A 17,089-nucleotide genomic window follows, 5' to 3' on the forward strand; every position below is an offset into this window, starting at 1 on the left:
CTTCCCTGGCGCCCGGCTGCCTTCGTCCCCATCTCGTCGCGAGGACGTTCGCGGTGGAGGGGGCGGGATGGCGTGGCGGCGGTGGTGGCCCATGGGGTGGGTGGCGGCGTGTCTGGTGGCGTGCGGTCCGGGCGCTTCCACGTCGAAGCATGGGCAGGAGGCCGTGACGCCGGGCGAGGAGCCCTCGTCGCCGGTGACGCCTCCGGACGACCCACCCACCGAGGAGCCGCCCCCGCCCGCGGAGCCTCCGCCGGACGAAGAGCCCCCTCCCGACGAGACAGCGGAAGAACCGCCACCCGAGGAGGAATCCCCGGTGCTGACGGCCTGCGCACCGGAACCCGCGGTGGATGCCTCCGTGCCCGAAGCCGAGCGCACCGCCCGCCATGACTACGCCTGCACCGGCATCGCGCTGGAGGGCACGCTGGTCTCCACGGCGGGCACGCCGGTGGCGGACGTCGTGGTGAAGGTGGGGGACGCGCAGGCCCGCACGGACAAGGCCGGCCACTTCCGGTTCCCCGTGCTGGCCCGACACAACCGGTTGCTCACGGTGGAGGCGGAGGGCTTCCGCCCGGCGGTGGTCGCGGTGGAGCTGCGCCGGAGCCTGACGGAGCCGCGCGTGACGTTGCCGCCGGTGCGCCTGTCGCCGGAGGACGGCGTGCGGATGCTCTTCGGGGGCGACGTGTCGCTGGGCCGGCGCTTCCTGGATCCGGACGACACCACGCCGCGCAACCAGATGCCGGAGGACGACCCTGCGGCGCTCATCCGCGTGTCGGATCCGCTGCCGGGCACGAAGGCCGTCTTCACGCACGTGCGGCCCTACTTCCAGGCGGCGGACTTCCGGGCGGTGAACCTGGAGACGCCGGTGACGGACCACCCGGCCACGCCCCACGACGAGAAGGCCTACGCGTTCTTCACGCTGCCCGGCTCGCTGCCCGCGCTGCCGTGGCTGGGCGTGGACTACGTGAGCCTGGGCAACAACCACGTCTACGACTACCTGGCGCCGGGCTTGGAGGACACGCTCGCGCACGTGGCCTCGACGGGCATGGCCTTCAGCGGCGCGGGCCAGAACGAGGCCGCGGCCTTCGTCCCTGCACGTGTGTCGCTCGCGGGCGCGAACTACAGCCTGGTGTCCATGTGCTCCATCACCGGCAGCGAGCACGAGCAGCAATACGTCGCGGGTCCCAACCAGGGCGGCGCGGCGGACGCGCGCAACCTGACGCGTGTTTCAGCGCTGCTGGGCGCGGAGAGGGCGCAGGGGCGCGTGCCGGTGGCGGTGTTGCACACCGGCGTCGAGTACAGCGTCCGGCCCTCCACGCCGACGGCGCAGCGGATGCGCGACCTGGTGGAGGCGGGCGCGGGGCTGGTCATCGCGCACCATCCGCACATCCCGCAGGGCTTCGCGCGCCATGAGGGCGTGTTGATGGCGCAGTCGCTGGGCAACCTCGCCTTCGACCAGGACCGCCTGGAGACGATGGTGGGCCTGATGGCGGAGGTGGAGGCCACGGGCGCGCACGTGGACCGGGCTCGCGCGGTGCCCGTGTACATCGAGGACTACCGCCCCCGGCCTGTCGCGGGCGACCTGGCGGAGAGCTTCCTGCGCAACCTGGCGGAGCTGTCCCGTGAGGGCGGGGTGGAGCTGGTGCCCCAGTCCTCCTGGGGCGAGCTGCTCGCCGAGGACCAACACGCGGCGGTGAGCGAGCGCACGGTGGACGTACCGGTGACGGTGGATGCCAACGGCCGCGCCACGGTGGACCTGCGGGCCCTGCGCCATGAAGGCGAGTCCGTGGCGGTGGCGAAGCTCACGGGCGCGGACGTGACGGGCGCGAAGCTCAAGGCCGGGCGCGACGTGCTCCTGCACGGCGACTTCGAGGACCACGACGTGGACGACGACGCCAACGAGGCGGCGCGCTGGAGCCTGGGCCCGAGCGCGGGCTACGTGTGCCAGGACGGTCCGCACCGGGGCGCCGCGGCCCTCTGCCAGCGGCGCGCGTCCACCGACTCACGTGGCGCGGCGGTGAAGCTGGTCAACCGCTTCCGTCCGCCGGGCTTCGCGGAAGGCCCGCCGAACCGCGACCTGACGGCGGTGGCGTGGCTGAAGGGGCAGGGCGGTGGCGCCTTCTCCGCGAAGGTGCAGTACCTGCCCGTGGAGTCCTACACACTCTTCGGCGAGCAGACGCTGCTGCGCCACGACGGCGGCACCTACGACTGGACGCTGGTGGCGGAGGACCTGCATTTCCCCGCGGATCCGCCGAAGCCGGACCTGTGGAACGCGCCGTGGGCGTTGGACCTGACGCTCAACACCGCGCCTCCGAAGTCCGGCCAGGGCGTGACGGCGGTGGACGACCTGGCGCTGGTGGCCTGGGAGAAGCAGGCCACGGGCGGCACGCTGACGCTCCAGACGCCGCACGCGCGGGACTTCGTGCGCGTGGAGGCCCCGGCGGGCACGTACACGCTGCGCGTCACCTTCCGCGAGCACCGCGTGCCCTGAGGCGCGCGGCTCAGGGGAACAGCAGCTGCGTCTTCCAGCCCGCGCCGTCGCGCAGGTACAGGTTGCGCTCGTGCAACCGGCTGGGGCGGCTGTGCCAGAACTCGATGCGGTCCGGCACCACGCGGAAGCCGCTCCAGTGCGGCGGGCGCTCCACCGGGCGGCCCTGGAAGCGCGCCTCCACCTCCGCCACGCGCTGATCCAACAGCTCGCGCGAGGGTAGCTCCTCGCTCTGGAGGCTGGCCCACGCGCCAATCTGGCTGCCGCGCGCGCGGCTCTGGAAGTACGCGTCGGCTTCCTCGTCCGTCACCTGCTCCACGCGGCCCTCGATGCGCACCTGCTGCTCCAGGGGCTGCCAGTGGAAGCACAGCGCCGCGAACGGGTGCGCGGTGAGCTGACGCCCCTTGCGGCTGTGGTAGTTGGTGAAGAAGACGAAGCCCCGCGCATCGAAGTCCTTGAGCAGCACCACGCGTGCGCTGGGGCGGCCCTGGTCGTCCACGGTCGCCACGACCATGGCGTTGGGGTCCACGGGGATGGCGGCCTTCGCCTGGGCGAAGAGGTCCGCGAAACGCTGGATGGGGTCGGGAGGGATATTCGTCACGCGGCGCACCATAGGAAACACCGCCCCGGCGCGCACGTTCGCGGTTGACTCCCTGTCGGGACTCGCACGCAATGGCGGGCCTCATGAAGATCCTCTTCATCGCCTCGGAGGTCACCCCCTTCTCGAAGACGGGGGGACTGGGCGACGTGGCCGGGGCCCTGCCCACGGCGCTCGCCGGCCTGGGGCACGACGTGAAGATCGTCACGCCCCGCTACCAGGATGTGCGCAACACCGGACACCTGCTGCCCACCGGCCAGTCCCTGGTGCTGCGCTTCCCCTTCGGTGAGTCCGGCGGCCCCATCCTGTCCGCGCGCCTCACCGAACGCCTGGAGGTCCTCTTCCTGGAGAACGAGGCCTTCTACGGCGGCCGCAAGGGCCTCTACGGCGACGCGGGCGGTGAATTCGCGGACAACCCCCGCCGCTTCGCCTACCTGTGCGTGGGCGCGCTCCAGGCCGCGCAGCGGCTGCGCTTCTTCCCGGACATCATCCACCTGCACGACTGGCAGACGGGCCTCGTCCCCGTGGCGCTGCGCCGCGGCTTCCAGGGCACGCCGCTCGCGAAGGCGAAGTGCGTCTTCACCATCCACAACCTGGCCTACCAGGGGCAGTTCCCCAAGCGGACCATGGAGGACCTGGGGCTGCCGTGGGACCTCTTCACGCCAGAGGGCGTGGAGTTCTACGACCACGTCAACTACCTCAAGGCGGGGCTCGTCTACTCCGAGGCCCTCACCACCGTGTCGCCCACCTACGCGCGGGAGATCCAGACGCCGGAGCAGGGCTACGGGCTGGATGGCCTGTTGCGCCGCCGCTCGCACGCGCTCACCGGCATCCTCAACGGCATCGATTCGCACGAGTGGAACCCCCAGACGGACGCCTTCCTGCCGGCGCGCTACGGCCCGGACGACATGACGGGGAAGGCCATGTGCAAGCGCGGCCTGCTGGAGCGCTTCGGCCTGCCCACGCAGGGGAACGCGCCGGTGTTCGGCATCGTCAGCCGGCTGGCGTGGCAGAAGGGCGTGGATCTGCTCCTGGAGACGCTGCCCGCGGCGCTCCAGGCGGACCTGAAGTTCGTGGCGGTGGGCAACGGCGATCCCGCGCTGGAGGCGGGCCTCCAGGCGTTGCAGGCCCGCTTCCCGAAGCAGGTGGGCGTCCACATCGGGTTCGACCCGGAATTGTCACATCTGGTGGAGGCGGGGGCGGACTTCTTCCTCATGCCCAGCCGCTATGAGCCGTGCGGCCTGAACCAGATGTATTCACTGCGTTACGGGACGGTGCCCATCGTCCGGGCCACGGGCGGGCTGGTGGACACGGTGGAGGGGGGGCTGGACGGCAACGGCATCCTCTTCGAGTCCTTCCATCGCTCGGCGCTCCTGGCCGCCATCCGCCGGGCGCTCTCCCTGTACGCGGACCCCGGACGGCTGGGGGACTTCCAGGTGAGGGGCATGGGGAAGGACTTCTCCTGGGCCGCGTCCGCCCGGAAGTACGAGGCCCTGTTCCATTCCCTGGTGGAGGAATAGTGGGGCCCCTCCCGGAACCGCGTTAAACTTGGTCCCGTGGCGGAAGCTCCGGACCTGGGTGGCTATGAAGTGGTCGGCCGGCTGGCGGTCGGTGGCATGGCCGAGGTGTATCAGGCGCGTGCCCGTGAGACGACCCAACGCTCCCCGGGCGAGCCCGAGGAAGTGGTCATCAAGCGGCTGCACCCGTCCTTCCGCAACGACCCCGCGTATGTGAAGGCCTTCGTCGACGAGGCGAAGCTGACGGTGCGCCTGCGCAACGCGCACATCGTGCGGACGTTCCGGCTGTTCCGCGCCGGGCCGGACTACCTCATGGTGCAGGAACTCGTGAGTGGCCGGACGCTGGGCTACATGCAGGAGCTGCTCATCAAGGCGGGCGCCGCGATGCCGCCGGAGTCCGCCTGCTACATCGCGTGGTGCGTGCTCAAGGCGCTGGACTACATCCACCGCGCCAAGGTGGGGGAGAACGGCGCCACCATCGTCCACCGCGACGTGAACCCCGCCAACGTGCTCCTGGGCATCCAGGGCGACGTGAAGCTCACCGACTTCGGCGTGGCGGAGGTGGAGGGCATGATGCGCGGCGACTCCGGCGCGCTGCGCGGCACGCTGCCGTACATGAGCCCGGAGCAGGTGTTGGGGCAGGCGGTGGACGCCCGCACGGACCTGTACGCGGTGGGCGTCATGCTCTGGGAGCTGTGGGGCGGACGCAGGCTCTTCACCGGCGAGAACGAAGCGCAGCTCATGCACCAGGTGCGTGACGCGCGCGTGCCGCTGTTGTCCTCGCTGGCGCCGGACCTGCCGGACTACGCGGCGCGGGTGGCGCGCAAGGCGCTGTTCGCGGACCGGGCCCGCCGCTTCCAGTCCGCGGCGGAGTTCATCAAGGCGCTGGAGGTGCTGGCGCGCCGCGCGAACTGGCCCCTGACGGTGGAGGCGCTGCAGCCTCTGTTGGGCGGCTGATGCGCTCGCGCCGGGCGGTGCTCGGGCTGCTGGGCCTGGCCATTGCCCTCTGTCTGCCCGGCTGCCTGGGCGTGGTGCCCTTCAGCCCGCGCGCGTACGACGAGGCGGTGCGGGTGGAGGCGGTGGACGTGGCCTTCACGCGAGACGGCTCCGGCGCGCTCACGCTGAAGCTCCAGGTGAAGAACCCGTCCTCGGACGCGGCCACGCTCACCCGCGTGGACTTCGACCTGCGCGTGGACGGACGGCGCGTGGCCACCGGCGAACAGGTGCTGGGCGTGCCCCTGGACGGCCAGGGTGAGGTCCCCCTGGAGGTTTCCTTCCCGCTGGCCGTCGCGCGCGGGGGCGGCCGTCCGGAGGCGGGCTCGCACGCGGTGCGGGTGGAGGGGGGCGTGGTGCTGCGCTTCGGAGGCTCCGAGCGGCGCGCGCCCTTCCGTGACGCGCGCTCGCTGGAGGTCGCGTGGGTGCCGGGCGGGGAATCCAGCCCGGCGCCTTGAGGCTCCCTGAGGCTCCCTGATGCTCGGAGACGCCCTCAGTTCTTCGCGTCCGGCGACGTGCCGGAGTCGGGGGGCTGCCGCGGCGGGCCCTGGCCGTCGTCCCTGGGCGCGGGGACGCCATCGCGGTGCGCGCCGTCCGTGAGGCCGGGAGCGGTGCTCTTGAGTTTGAACATCCGCACGCGGTCGATTCGGGCGCCCTCCTTGGTGGCCACGACGAACTGCCAGCCGTTGTAGGCGAAGCGCTCGCCCACGTCGGGCAGGTGGCCCGCGAGCGAGGACAGGTAGCCGCCCAGCGTGTCGAAGTCGCCCTCCGGCAACGGGAAGCCGAAGAGCTTGGTGAACTGATCCACCTCCATGGCGGCGTCCACCAGCGAGCTGCCGTCGGCCATCTTCTCGACGAGCTTCTCCTCCACCTCGAACTCGTCGCCGATGTCGCCCACGATTTCGCGGAGGATGTCCTCCAGCGTGACGACGCCCATGAAGCCGCCGTACTCGTCGACGACCATGGCCATGTGGATCTTCCGCTTCTGCATGTCGCGCAGCAGGTCGCCCACGGGCTTCATCCACGGCACGAAGTGGGCGGGGCGGATGACGTCCTGCAGGACGATGAGCTCCGGGTGCTGGAGCAGCGGGATGAGGTCGCGCGCGTGCAGCACGCCGACGATGTGGTCCACGTCATCCTTGTAGACCGGGATGCGCGAGTGGTTCTCCTCCGCCAGGATGCGCAGCACCTCATCCGGCGGCGTGGTGACGTCCACGGAGATGACGTCCGTGCGGTTGACCATCACGTCGCGGCAGCGCTTGTCGGACAGCTCGAAGATGGAGCGGATGAGCTGAGGAGCGCTCTTGTCCACCTCGTTGCGAGCGGCCTGGGCGGCGAGCAGCTTCTCCAGCTCCTCCAGGGGAGGGGGCGGCGGCTCGAAGCGCAGGGTGCGGCCGAACGTGCGCGCGCCCAGGTTGAGCAGGCCCAGCATCAGGCGCATGGGCGGGTAGAGCACCGTCACCAGCAGGGACACCAGGCCCGACAGACGCAGCGCCCAGCGCTCCGGGTTGCCGTTGGCCAGGCCGCGCAGGGTGACTTCCATGAGGCTGGCGAGCACGCCCACGAAGAGGGCGCCCGCGCACACCGTGGCGATGGGCACCCAGGTGGCCTCGGCGTAGCGGCTGAAGTCCAGCATGCGCGGCGGGACGAAGGCGCCAATGGCGGCGGCGAGGAAGCCGGACAGCACCATGCCCAGGCGCAGGGCGGTGGCGGCGGGCTCACGCTCCGTCTTGTGGCGGAGCACCCGGCGGGCGGCGACGCTCTTGCTCTCCTCCGCGAGCTCCTGGGCGCGCAGGTCGGACGTCCCATAGAGCGCGGACTCCGCGGCGGCGACCAGGGACCTCGTGAAACAGAGGGCCAGGCAGGCGACCCAGAGGGTCCAGGTAGGCATAGGGGGAGGTTCTTATCCCGTGCTAGAGGGGCATACCACCCTGGCGGGAGGCACCATGCGGGGACGTCGGATGTACGTCATTGGCGGACTGCTGGGCATGCTGGCGGCGCCCTCAGCGGCCCTGGCCTGGCCGGTGGACCAGGCCCTGACGCTGGAGCCCGGCAAGGAGAGATTCCAGAAGCTCGCCGCGGTGGACTGGGCGGAATCCGACGCGCCTTCGGTGGTGACGGCGGAGGCGCTCTCCCAAAGCGGCGAGCTGCTGCTGACGCCCCACGGGGCCGGCATCGCGCGCGTGCTGCTGTACGCGGAAGGGCGCTTCGCGGTGTGGCGGGTGATGGTGGGGCCCATCGAGCTGCAGAACACCACGGCCGAGCTCGCGGCGGCGAAGAAGGCGTGCCCGGACCTGAAGGCGACGGAAGGGGCGGAGCGGAGCCTCACGGCGACGGTGAACGACAACGCGTGCCGGCTGGCGCTGCGCACCTTCCTCAAGACGCACGCGTACCTGGCGCCGGAGCTGGAGCTGACGTTCGCGGTGCCGCAGATCCAGGCGCAGCTGGAGGACTTCACGGCGGGGATGCCGCCGGGGCTGACGGTGCGCTACAGCGGCGCGGGGCTGGTGCTGACGGGGAAGACGGACCGGGAGGGCCACCGCAAGGCGCTGTGGGAGCTGTTCAACCGCGCCGTGGGCCGCGTGCCGCTGGAGGACCGCACGGAGGTGGAGGCGCCGCCGTCGAAGCCGGAGGACTCCGCGAAGCAGGAGGCGGTCGACGCGACGGTGTCGGACGTGCCCTCGCCGGATGCCGGGGTGGTGGCTCCCGCGACGCCGTTGAAGCGCAAGGCGGCTCCGAAGAAGCCGCGCTGAGCGTGGGGCGCGCCGGAGGGCTCCGCTTGCGGTAGAACCGTGGGTGGAGGACCGACGGAATGACGAATGGAGTGATGCGCGCGGGGTTCGCGCTGGTGCTGGCGCTGACGGTGGGGCCGGGCGCGGCGTGGGCGCAGGACGATGATGGCTCGGCGGTGGTGGTGGACATGCCGGAGCCGGACCGGGGCTGCCCGGTGAAGCCAGAGTTCCTGCCGATGACGCCCATGGGGCAGGTGGGCATCGACCGGCTGGGCTGGCTGGTGCACCAGGCCATCATCCCGTCCTCGAAGGACAAGTTCTTCCAGGCGGGGGCGCGCAGCCGTTCCGGGGTGAAGCCGGTGCCCATGGACCAGGCGAAGAAGCTGGGCGCGCTGGACACGACGAAGGCGCCCATCTGGGTGTTCGGCAAGGAGAAGTCGAAGGCGTGCAAGGGGACGCCCATCGCGTACTGGGCGGTGCGGATGGGGACGGATGAGGACCGCCAGACGTACCTGATGGCGGAGCTGGCGATGGAGTGCGAGGTGCTGCCGCCCGGACGGCTCGCGGGCACGCCCATCGCGATGCGGCAGAAGGACGAGCCCACGGGGTGCGTGCTGCGCCGGCCCAACCGGAACCTGACGGGCAAGGAGACGGATGGCATTCCCCCGGACTACGCGGAGCACATCCCGCCGCAGGACTGCGCGGCGCCGGAGTGCGCGCGGCTGTGGGAGTACTTCGGCGTGACGGGCGAAGAGGGCGAGGGCGCGTTCGACCTGACGGTGTCCTATCTGCACAGGAACGGCAGCAACCCGTGCAACTGGGCGACGGACGACCTGTCCATGTTGTTCGTGCGGACGCGGGAGAGCACGTCGCTGACGCCGCTCAAGCCGGGAGGGCAGCTCTTCGGAGGGCTCTGGGACTTCAGCGGTCCGCGCTTCATCCTGAGCCGGGAGATGGGCGTGCTCTACGCGTACGACTACCAGAAGCTCAAGGCCGCGCCGAAGGCCGTGCGCTACGGAAGCCCCACGGAAGAGGACCTCATCCACGCGAAGCGCTCGCTGTCTCCGTGCAAGAAGTAGCGACGGCGCTCGGAGGCGTTCAGCGATGTCACACTCCCTGCTCGAGGGTCGGTTGGTCGATGCTCAAGGCAACCTCATCGGCAGGGTGCGTGTGTCAGCGAAGGGGGGCCGTTGGTCGGGAGAAATCGATCTCGGCGGCACTGCACCGAGCGTCGTGTCGCTCTTCACGCGATTCGAGGAGGTAGTGGAAGGTCAGATGCTGTCCTTTTTGGACGACGTGGAGACCGAGATCTCCCGGCTCGGTGCACGGCTTCTGGTTGCAGGGGAAGAGGCTCTCGCCGTGGAAGACCTGCAGATCTACCCAGCCCCGCGGGTGGTTTCTTTCCGAACCCTCTGAGGCGGAGGCCTGGTGATGAATTGGTCCGTCTACGCCGACTTGTCGCGCCCACTGACAGAGGCGGAGCGACAGTCTGTCGCTGAGGTGCTCAATGAGGTCGTGCCCGATGGCGGTTGCGTCGGCCAACAGAGGCCCGGGTGCGACGAGGTGTATTTTCGGCTGGATGATGTCTCTCGTGATGAAGCGAGCGTGATGGCTGCAAGGTTTCTGGAGGTCATCCTGGAGAAGGCGGGTGTTCAAGCTCGATACGAGCTTCAGTTGCAGCCCGTCCTTGGAAGGTGAACGTCGAGGGTGGAATGCGTCTCTATCGTCCCGTGGGGCTTCAAGAGCTGCTGTTGATCTACCGGTCGGGCATGCGGCGCTTTCCGCCGCGCCTTCCGGAGCAGCCCATCTTCTACCCGGTGCTCAACGAGCCGTACGCCCGGCAGATCAGCCTGGACTGGAACGCGACGAGCCCTGAAGGGGCCGGCTACGTGACGGCGTTCGAAGTGGAGGACACCCACGCGGCCTCATTCGAGGTCCAGCAGGTCGGCGCTCGGATGCATCAGGAACTCTGGGTCCAGGCTGAGGCCCTGGATGCGTTCAACAATCACATCCAGGGGCGGATTGTCGTGACCGCCGCGGACTTCGGTCCCCACTTCATTGGAAGGATTCCGGAGGCCTTCTCCCTGCGCGGTAAGGATGCGCGGACCCAACTGGAGGCCCTGATTGGCATCCACGGGTACAACGGGATGGACTTCCACGGGGAGGTGACCGCGAACCACGAAGCGGTGTTCCTGCACTTCCCCTATTGGGAGCAGCTCGCCAACGAGAGCGGGCCCCAGGTGTTGGAAGCGATCCGCAAGGTGTGGAGCGGGGCATTCCCGGAGCTGCCGCTGGGGATTCAGCCTTCATGAAGCAATACTTCCAACGCGCCGCCGAGTCCGACCTGGGCGAGGGAATGGCCTACCTGGAAATCAGCGACGGGTGGCCGAGTCGCCAGGTCGAGGTTTACGGCGAAGTGTGGCGGTGGGGCGACGCCGAGCATCGCGAGTGGCTGGCGGATCAGCCCTTTTCGGAGTTGGGGTTGGAGGCGGAGCACGCCATGCCGCCAGAAGCGTTCGAACAGCTCTGGCAAGAAGCGTTGCGCCGCCGGCCGGCCGCTATGTGCGCGAACTGATCTTGGACAGCCCGATAGGGGTAGACAAGTTCAGCGGATTCCAGCCGACCTCAACGATGACGGTCCTCACGGACAAGTTCGGGAACCTGGTGACAGCTACACCCGGAGTGAGCAAGTGAAACTCATAGGGAGCAAGACAGAAGAAGACTTCCGCACAGAGCTGTCGGGTTCTCGCGACTCATTGTTTCGGGATCCAGGCCAGCGCCGTCTGCTATCGGCGCTCCGGGCGCACTTCCCGCACATGGCGACTGCATACGTTCTGAGCTGGACGCCCGAGCAGGGCGAGGACCTATTCAGGATTCTCGTAAACGACAACACGGTCGCGGCTGTCGAATTGGATCGGATGGATCTACAGATCCAGCCGAAGGTGGTGGCTATTCCGCTGAATCAATACGAGACGGGCCTTGGCAGGGGCGGGCGCATACAGCTGGCAGTGGCACTCGACCTCGCAAGACGGGATCTGGAATCGTAGCGGGTCTCAGCACTGGCGACCGGGATAGCGCCACAACCGGCACCTTCTGCCACGCCCGGTGCAGGGGCCGGGTCGGAACCTTGAACGCGACCGCGATCTCCCGCCAGCTCCGGCTGGCGGCCTGCAGGTCCGTGATGGACTGGAGGTCTACATCGCGACGGGGACGGCCAATGGCGCGGCATGCCCCGCTGGGACGTCCCCATACGGTCGCTCAGTGCGCGCTGGAGCCGTGGTACGTCTTGCGCAGCTTCAAGGTCGGCACGTCCACCGTGCCGTCCTTGTTGTCCGTGCAGTACCAGAATGAACCGTGCGGGGCCTGGACTCCGCCCTTCGCCGTGCGCGTCAGGCCGTTGTAGACGGATCCGGCGATGAGGTAGCGGAACACCTGCGGCGCGTTCGCGCTCACCAGGGTGTTGTTCTGCTGCATCTCCTTCCAGACCACGCAGTACTGCTTGAGCGCGGCCCAGGCTCCCTTGGAGTAGCGCGGGCTCCCCAGCATCCACACCTCCAACTGGGGACACATCTCCGCGTCGCCGTCGTCCGCGGCGCCGTAGTTCATCGCCTCGCAGACCTCGTCCGCGCGGCTGTCGTTGAGCGTCACGTCGCCCTCGCCCTGCCACCCCGCGAGCCGGGAGAACTGGAAGCGGCGGATGGACAGCGCGTCGTCGCGCGTGAGGGACGGCGCCATGAACGCCGTCGGCTCCGGCAGGGCGAACGTGCCGCCACCGTGCGGACCCACGCCCGCGTCCAGCACGTAGCCGCCCCACGTGTACATGAGGAACAGCGACCACGCGTCCTTCACGAAGGCCCGGTACGAAGGCGGCGTCGCCAGCGCCAGACCCCAGTTGAGGATGTCCGTCATCGCCGCGACGGCCCAGTCATCCGACTCCTGGTACCAGTAGTACCAGCGATACGCCCTCGAGCCCGCCTTCGTCAGGAACGCTTCCATGCCTCGCACGGTGACGTTCTTGTGCGCGGCGAAGTCCCGCTCGTACGCCGTGACGTGCGCGTCGAGGCACCAGAAATAGATTTTGACGCTCTGCCCCGCGCATCGGGTCGCCAGGGCCTTCGGCGCCGTGATGTCGCGGTTGCGGTCCGCCGGAGGAGGGCCAATCCAAGTGTAGTGGACGTCCATCCCGCGAAGCCTACTCCGTCCACGGCCCCCGTCGCGTGTGCTCCTTCAGCGCCTGGTCGAGCGCCGCGAGGAAGCGCTTGCGCGGCCAGGACTCCGCGCCGAACCGCTCCAGGTGCTCTGTCTCCACCTGGCAGTCGATGAGCTGGAAGCCCCAGCCCTTGAAGCGCTCCACCGCCGTGGCGAACGCCACCTTTGACGCGTCCGGCGCCAGCGCGAACATGCTCTCGCCGAAGTACGCCGCGCCCAGCGACACGCCGTACAGCCCGCCCACCAGCACCTCGCCGTCCCACGCCTCCACCGAGTGCGCCAGCCCCAGCTCGTGCAGCCGGATGTACGCCTGCTTCATCGCATCCGTAATCCAGGTGCCGTCCTGCCCTGGCCGGTGCACGCGCGAGCACGCGTCGATGACCTTCGCGAACACGGTGTCGTAGCGCACCGTGTACGTGCCCCGGTTCATCACCTTGCGCAGGGAGCGGCCCACGTGGACCTTCTCCGGCTCCAGCACGAAGCGCGGGTCCGGCGAGTGCCACAGGATGGGCTGCCCCTCGCTGTACCAGGGGAAGATGCCCTGCGCGTAGGCCGCCACCAGCCGCTCCGGGCGCAGGTCGCCGCCCACCGCGAGCAGGCCGCTCTTGTCCGCCTTGGCGGGCGGGGGGAACAGCTCTGGCTCGTCGTCACTCAGCAGGTAGATGGGCACGCGTACGCGCCAGTCTAGGGGCTGTCCCTGATTAACGCAGCCAGAGAAGCATGGAGGCGACGTGGAGGACGGCGAGGTAGCAGGTCGCCGTCTTGTCGTAGCGGGTAGCAGCAGCCCGAAAGCGCTTGAGGTCGTGGAAGAAGCATTCCACCCGGTAGCGCAACCGGTAGAGGGTGCGGTCCAAGGGCGGCGGGTGCTTGCGGCCCGGGTGGGAGTGGATGACAGGCGTCATCCCGAGCTTGCGCACGTTGGCGAGGATGCGGTCGGCATCGTAGCCCGTGTCCGCGATGAAGGCGTCGCCTTCGGCGTGCACCAGCAGCTCCTCGGCCATCGTGGACTCATGCTGTTGGCCGGGCGTTACTTCGAGGTGGAGCGGCTTACCGCCCGTCGTTGTGACGGCGTGAACTTTCGTTGAAAAACCTCCTCGAGAACGTCCCAGAGCATTTCTTCGGACCCCCCTTTTCCGCCCGAGGCGTCCTGGTGCGCTCGGACGACGGAGGCATCCGCGAGGGAGCCGCGCTCATCCACTTCAAGCCGCAAGGCTTTGAAGATGGCTTCCCATCTCCCAGCCTGCGCCCAACGGTGGAAGCGGTTGTAGACCGTCTTCCAGTGGCCGAATCGCTCGGGCAGGTCGCGCCACTGCACGCCCGTCTTCACACGCCAGATGACGGCGTTGATGAAGTCGCGGTCCCCACGCTTCGAGGGAGGACCGCTGCGCAAGCCCAGCAGGGGCTCAATGCGGCTCCACTCGGCATCGCTCAGTTCATGTCGGCGCACAGCCAGCGTTGATCATGCCTGACGCTGGCTGGCAACCTCCTGATGCCTCCCGAAGCCGGGTCCAACCCCGATGTTCGATCCGGCAGGTTGAATTTTCGGACCGGAGATCAGGGACAGCCCCTAGCGGGACACGTTGAGCTTCACGTCACCCTTGAGGAAGTAGGGGACCTGCAGCATGGGGCCCTTCACTTCGCCCTTCACGCTGTAGGGCAGGACGCCCTTGGAGATGAGCGCCTTGACGCCCGGCCCCCAGGACTGCGCCGTTACCGCGATCTCCACCGGGTACACGCCCGTGGCGGACGCATCCACCGTGTCCGCCTGCGCGGCGGTGCCCTCCTCCAGGGGGCGGTCCGCGACGGCGACCTGGTAGGTCAGGGAGTCGAGCCGCAGCGGGAACGGGTTCGGGTTGCGCACGCCCAGCCGCAGGTTGATCTGCACCTCTTCCGGCGAGTACCGGGCGGCGTCCAGGCTCTCCACGATGACCTCCGGGAGGTGGGGCACGCGCACGGCGCGGCTGGCGGCGAAGGGCAGGGTGTCCTCGCTGTCGCCGGAGCGCACCACCAGCGTGCCGCGCAGCGCGATGAGCACCGTGCCGCCCTGGGCGCTCAGGCGGGCCAGGTCGTCCGGGCTCTTCACGTAGGCGGACTTCTCCTCGATGGAGAACTCCGCGGGCGTGCCCGGGGCGAACGGCACCCCCAGCTTCGCGGAGCCCGTCTTCACCACCTGCCCGTCCGCGACGAGCTCGTAGTCGGCGCGCTCCACGACGCCGGTGGCGGTGCCGGTGATTTGTCCGGTGTATCGCACGGAGGCATCGGTAAGCCCCTGGGAGACCACGGTGGTCTCCTGGGCCGTCAGGGCGGGGGGGCCGCCGGAGCGGACCGGGGCGGAGGCGCACCCGGCGGAAAGGGCGAACAGCGCGGACACCAGGGTCATCAGGCAGGTCGAGCGATTCACGGAGGACATTCTGGGGAGGGCAGGGGCTGCTCCCAAGGGGTTTTCCGCTAGACTGTCCACCAACCGTGGCTCCCCGACGTCCCAACTTCAACCGGACCCTGCGCTCCCTCATCCGGGACATCGCCGCGCGCATGCCCGAGTTCAGCCACGTGAAGGTGGGCCGCATCCTCGTCGTCGCCGGCGAGGCCCGCAGGGCGTCGCGAGGCACGGTGAAGCCCCTGTGCTTCAAGGGGGGCAAGAGCATCGACAAGGCGGGGCGGCGCAAGCCGGTGGTTCGCATCCGGGGCCGCCGCATCCTGTACTGCATCACGCTGCGCCCGCTCTTCTTCCGGGGCTCCACCGCGAAGTCGCGGCTGGAGACGCTGATGCACGAGCTCTTCCACATCTCGCTGCGCTTCGACGGCACGCTGCACGCGGGCCGCCGCCACGCGAAGCTGGGCGCGGAGTTCGGGCGTCGCCTGCGGCCGTTGGTGCGGCGCTACCTGAAGCTGTGTCCGGAGGCGCTGCTCACGGCCCTGGCACATTCGGGCGAGGTGCGGGTGCTGCAGTGGCTGGAGCGTCCGGGCCCGGCCTACCACCCGCGCGCGTCGCACCGCCGCGTGCGCAAGGTCTACACGGAGGAGCAGCTCTACTCCGGCGTGGCCCGCATGGTGACACCGCGTCCGCGAGTGGCCCGCGAGGCCCACGTGCGCGACGACAAGGTGCACTGAAGGGCTTGGGATGTCCTCCGGGCCCACCGACTTCGTCAGCCTGGGTGCGCTCCACCGCGACCTGGAAGAACTGTTCCTCCTGCACCAGGAGGCGCTGATGGGGATGGACCTCCCCGCGGCCCGTGAGCGGCTTCAGCGCTACCGCGAGGAGCTGACGCGGCACCTGGAGGCGGAGGAGGCGCTGCTGTTGCCGGAGCTGCCCCGGGCCGGAAGGATTCGAGGGGCCGCGCCGGAGCTCTTCACTGGCGAGCACCAGCGCATGCGGGAGCTGCTGGCGAAGTGTCAGGACGCCGTGGACGCGCTGGACGCAAGCGCACCGGACTACCGCCGCGCCGTGCTTCGCGTGTTCGACATGGAGAGCACGTTCAAGCACCTGGAGCACCACCACTCGCTGCGCGAGGAGACGTACCTGTTCCCCGCGCTGGATGGGGTGTTGGGGGAGGAGGAGCGGCGGACCCTGCTGGCCGCGTTCCTCGCGCGCACGGAGTCTCCTGCCGGATGAACGGCCCCTACTTCTCCGAGGGCGTGAACCGGGCGAGGTCGTGGATTCCAAGCGCGCTCTCCAACTGAGCGACCTCCTTGAGCGCGTTCTCGAACCCTCCGCTTCCCAGCAATCGCTGCTCCTGCTCCTCGAAGCGCTCGCCGATTTCCTTGAAGCGCTTCTCATCGAAGAGGTCGCGGAAGGCGGTGAAGAGGACCGTGTCCTCACGCGCGGCGTGCGGCTGATACATGCGGATGAACTGTGTGAGCTGCCGCGCAATCCCAGCCCTTTGCTGGGGTTCCGTGAGGGCGCCGTGACCCGAGGTCGCGGCGAGGATGGACTCGGTGAGCTTGCGCCCGGCGGCGTGTTGCTCGATGAGCACCTGAACGAGCTCCTTCTGCTGGCCCGCCTTCACCAGCCGAGGGAACACCTCCGTCTCCTCCGTCTTCTCGTGGTAGCCCTCGCCAAAGCGGCGCATGAGCTGGGCGGCCTGGGCGAGCACCTCCACGGGAGCCTTCTCGTCGGGAACGCCGAGGCGGCGAGCGATTTCGTCGTACACCAGGAGGGTGCGGCGGATGACGCCGTGCTCGCGCATCAGGTCCTCGGTGGCGTTCACCTCCGCGGGCTTTGTCTTGCCCTCCACCTTGGGCGCCGCGGCGATGGCATCACTTGCCGTGCCTCCGACCCCTAGCAATACGGCGGCGGACAAGAAGCCGCGACGGCTGGTCGCTTCGCTCATGGGCATTCTCCTCGAACAGGCGTGTCGGAAATGCTGCCCGCCAGGAGAACCTCTGCTCCGGCTCGTGGAATGCGCGTGCCGGGTTTGAGGGTGGCTGGGTCGTTCACGGTGGACCTACGATCCGCGCTGCTGGCGCGTGGGCTCAATCGAACCCCGATCGCGGACGCCGACCGATATCCAGCAGTCCCCGGCAAGGCTGCGCCGCGGTGGCGCCACTGGCAGGG

Annotated in this window: 17 protein-coding genes and 1 pseudogene; 11 read left to right on the top strand and 7 right to left on the bottom strand. The window is 69.4% G+C overall.

Going from position 1 to position 17,089, the window contains the following annotated elements; all coding sequences use genetic code 11:
- The first annotated feature begins 67 nt into the window (after positions 1-67).
- A complete protein-coding gene (locus D7X32_RS25860) occupies positions 68-2,488 on the top strand; it encodes a CapA family protein (RefSeq protein ID WP_120605242.1) in 2,421 nt (806 codons plus the stop codon).
- A gap of 10 nt (positions 2,489-2,498) precedes the next feature.
- On the opposite strand, the gene pdxH is transcribed toward D7X32_RS25860, so the two are convergent.
- Positions 2,499-3,098 carry a pyridoxamine 5'-phosphate oxidase gene (gene pdxH / locus D7X32_RS25865; RefSeq protein WP_120605243.1) on the bottom strand — a complete coding sequence of 200 codons (600 nt, stop codon included), beginning with the start codon at positions 3,096-3,098 and terminating at the stop codon, positions 2,499-2,501.
- Between the two features lie 71 nt (positions 3,099-3,169).
- Here pdxH and glgA point away from each other — a divergent pair, with 71 nt between their 5' ends.
- The 3 genes from glgA to D7X32_RS25880 are packed head-to-tail and all read left to right on the top strand — an operon-like array spanning position 3,170 to position 6,051.
- Entirely contained in the window at positions 3,170-4,603 is a 1,434-nt protein-coding gene (gene glgA / locus D7X32_RS25870) for a glycogen synthase GlgA (RefSeq protein ID WP_120605260.1), read from the top strand.
- A gap of 36 nt (positions 4,604-4,639) precedes the next feature.
- Positions 4,640-5,557, top strand: coding sequence for a serine/threonine protein kinase (locus D7X32_RS25875; RefSeq protein WP_120605244.1), 918 nt, complete (start codon positions 4,640-4,642; stop codon positions 5,555-5,557).
- Positions 5,557-6,051, top strand: coding sequence for an LEA/WHy family protein (locus tag D7X32_RS25880; RefSeq protein WP_120605245.1), 495 nt, complete (start codon positions 5,557-5,559; stop codon positions 6,049-6,051). Before D7X32_RS25875 ends, D7X32_RS25880 begins: the two co-directional genes overlap by 1 nt.
- 35 nt (positions 6,052-6,086) lie before the next feature.
- Here the strand turns inward: D7X32_RS25880 and D7X32_RS25885 are convergent, their stop codons facing one another.
- Positions 6,087-7,484, bottom strand: coding sequence for a hemolysin family protein (locus D7X32_RS25885; protein ID WP_120605246.1), 1,398 nt, complete (start codon positions 7,482-7,484; stop codon positions 6,087-6,089).
- A gap of 55 nt (positions 7,485-7,539) precedes the next feature.
- Between D7X32_RS25885 and D7X32_RS25890 the strand changes: the two genes are divergently transcribed.
- From D7X32_RS25890 to D7X32_RS25915, 5 genes are all read left to right on the top strand, one after another.
- On the top strand, positions 7,540-8,346 hold the full coding sequence (locus D7X32_RS25890; protein ID WP_120605247.1) for a hypothetical protein: 807 nt from the start codon (positions 7,540-7,542) through the stop codon (positions 8,344-8,346).
- Between the two features lie 59 nt (positions 8,347-8,405).
- Complete coding sequence (locus tag D7X32_RS25895; protein ID WP_120605248.1) at positions 8,406-9,404, top strand: hypothetical protein; 999 nt, start codon at positions 8,406-8,408, stop codon at positions 9,402-9,404.
- Positions 9,405-9,429: 25 nt separating this feature from the next.
- Positions 9,430-9,741, top strand: coding sequence for a hypothetical protein (locus D7X32_RS25900; RefSeq protein ID WP_120605249.1), 312 nt, complete (start codon positions 9,430-9,432; stop codon positions 9,739-9,741).
- A gap of 296 nt (positions 9,742-10,037) precedes the next feature.
- Positions 10,038-10,637 (top strand): hypothetical protein, encoded by a 600-nt coding sequence (locus D7X32_RS25910; protein WP_120605251.1) that lies wholly within the window; start codon positions 10,038-10,040, stop codon positions 10,635-10,637.
- Positions 10,634-10,900 (top strand): hypothetical protein, encoded by a 267-nt coding sequence (locus D7X32_RS25915; RefSeq protein WP_120605252.1) that lies wholly within the window; start codon positions 10,634-10,636, stop codon positions 10,898-10,900. The genes D7X32_RS25910 and D7X32_RS25915 overlap by 4 nt, the downstream gene beginning before the upstream one ends.
- Before the next feature lie 683 nt (positions 10,901-11,583).
- Here D7X32_RS25915 and D7X32_RS25930 read toward each other — a convergent pair.
- From D7X32_RS25930 to D7X32_RS25950, 4 genes and pseudogenes are all read right to left on the bottom strand, one after another.
- Positions 11,584-12,507 (bottom strand): hypothetical protein, encoded by a 924-nt coding sequence (locus D7X32_RS25930; protein ID WP_120605254.1) that lies wholly within the window; start codon positions 12,505-12,507, stop codon positions 11,584-11,586.
- A 10-nt stretch (positions 12,508-12,517) separates the two neighbouring features.
- Positions 12,518-13,204 carry a leucyl/phenylalanyl-tRNA--protein transferase gene (aat, locus tag D7X32_RS25935; RefSeq protein ID WP_120605255.1) on the bottom strand — a complete coding sequence of 229 codons (687 nt, stop codon included), beginning with the start codon at positions 13,202-13,204 and terminating at the stop codon, positions 12,518-12,520.
- Positions 13,205-13,235: 31 nt separating this feature from the next.
- A pseudogene (locus tag D7X32_RS47870) lies at positions 13,236-13,981 on the bottom strand (IS5 family transposase).
- Between the two features lie 120 nt (positions 13,982-14,101).
- Entirely contained in the window at positions 14,102-14,944 is an 843-nt protein-coding gene (locus tag D7X32_RS25950) for an LEA/WHy family protein (RefSeq protein ID WP_171448745.1), read from the bottom strand.
- Positions 14,945-15,000: 56 nt separating this feature from the next.
- On the opposite strand from D7X32_RS25950, the gene D7X32_RS25955 reads away from it, so the two are divergent.
- Both D7X32_RS25955 and D7X32_RS25960 read left to right on the top strand, forming a co-directional pair.
- On the top strand, positions 15,001-15,645 hold the full coding sequence (locus tag D7X32_RS25955; RefSeq protein WP_120605257.1) for a hypothetical protein: 645 nt from the start codon (positions 15,001-15,003) through the stop codon (positions 15,643-15,645).
- 10 nt (positions 15,646-15,655) lie between these two features.
- On the top strand, positions 15,656-16,147 hold the full coding sequence (locus D7X32_RS25960; RefSeq protein ID WP_120605258.1) for a hemerythrin domain-containing protein: 492 nt from the start codon (positions 15,656-15,658) through the stop codon (positions 16,145-16,147).
- A gap of 7 nt (positions 16,148-16,154) precedes the next feature.
- Here the strand turns inward: D7X32_RS25960 and D7X32_RS25965 are convergent, their stop codons facing one another.
- Complete coding sequence (locus D7X32_RS25965; RefSeq protein ID WP_158625762.1) at positions 16,155-16,865, bottom strand: hemerythrin domain-containing protein; 711 nt, start codon at positions 16,863-16,865, stop codon at positions 16,155-16,157.
- Positions 16,866-17,089: the final 224 nt, after the last annotated feature.

The sequence above is a fragment of the Corallococcus carmarthensis genome, from assembly GCF_003611695.1.
Lineage (GTDB): Bacteria > Myxococcota > Myxococcia > Myxococcales > Myxococcaceae > Corallococcus > Corallococcus carmarthensis.

Coding starts and splice junctions, on each gene's coding strand:
- D7X32_RS25915 (WP_120605252.1), top strand. CDS start 10,634: ATGAAGCAATACTTCCAACGCGCCGCCGAGTCCGACCTGGGCGAGGGA.
- D7X32_RS25965 (WP_158625762.1), bottom strand. CDS start 16,865: ATGAGCGAAGCGACCAGCCGTCGCGGCTTCTTGTCCGCCGCCGTATTG.
- pdxH (WP_120605243.1), bottom strand. CDS start 3,098: ATGGTGCGCCGCGTGACGAATATCCCTCCCGACCCCATCCAGCGTTTC.
- D7X32_RS25950 (WP_171448745.1), bottom strand. CDS start 14,944: ATGTCCTCCGTGAATCGCTCGACCTGCCTGATGACCCTGGTGTCCGCG.
- D7X32_RS25880 (WP_120605245.1), top strand. CDS start 5,557: ATGCGCTCGCGCCGGGCGGTGCTCGGGCTGCTGGGCCTGGCCATTGCC.
- D7X32_RS25910 (WP_120605251.1), top strand. CDS start 10,038: ATGCGTCTCTATCGTCCCGTGGGGCTTCAAGAGCTGCTGTTGATCTAC.
- D7X32_RS25885 (WP_120605246.1), bottom strand. CDS start 7,484: ATGCCTACCTGGACCCTCTGGGTCGCCTGCCTGGCCCTCTGTTTCACG.
- D7X32_RS25960 (WP_120605258.1), top strand. CDS start 15,656: ATGTCCTCCGGGCCCACCGACTTCGTCAGCCTGGGTGCGCTCCACCGC.
- D7X32_RS25890 (WP_120605247.1), top strand. CDS start 7,540: ATGCGGGGACGTCGGATGTACGTCATTGGCGGACTGCTGGGCATGCTG.
- D7X32_RS25900 (WP_120605249.1), top strand. CDS start 9,430: ATGTCACACTCCCTGCTCGAGGGTCGGTTGGTCGATGCTCAAGGCAAC.
- D7X32_RS25930 (WP_120605254.1), bottom strand. CDS start 12,507: ATGGACGTCCACTACACTTGGATTGGCCCTCCTCCGGCGGACCGCAAC.
- glgA (WP_120605260.1), top strand. CDS start 3,170: ATGAAGATCCTCTTCATCGCCTCGGAGGTCACCCCCTTCTCGAAGACG.
- D7X32_RS25860 (WP_120605242.1), top strand. CDS start 68: ATGGCGTGGCGGCGGTGGTGGCCCATGGGGTGGGTGGCGGCGTGTCTG.
- D7X32_RS25895 (WP_120605248.1), top strand. CDS start 8,406: ATGACGAATGGAGTGATGCGCGCGGGGTTCGCGCTGGTGCTGGCGCTG.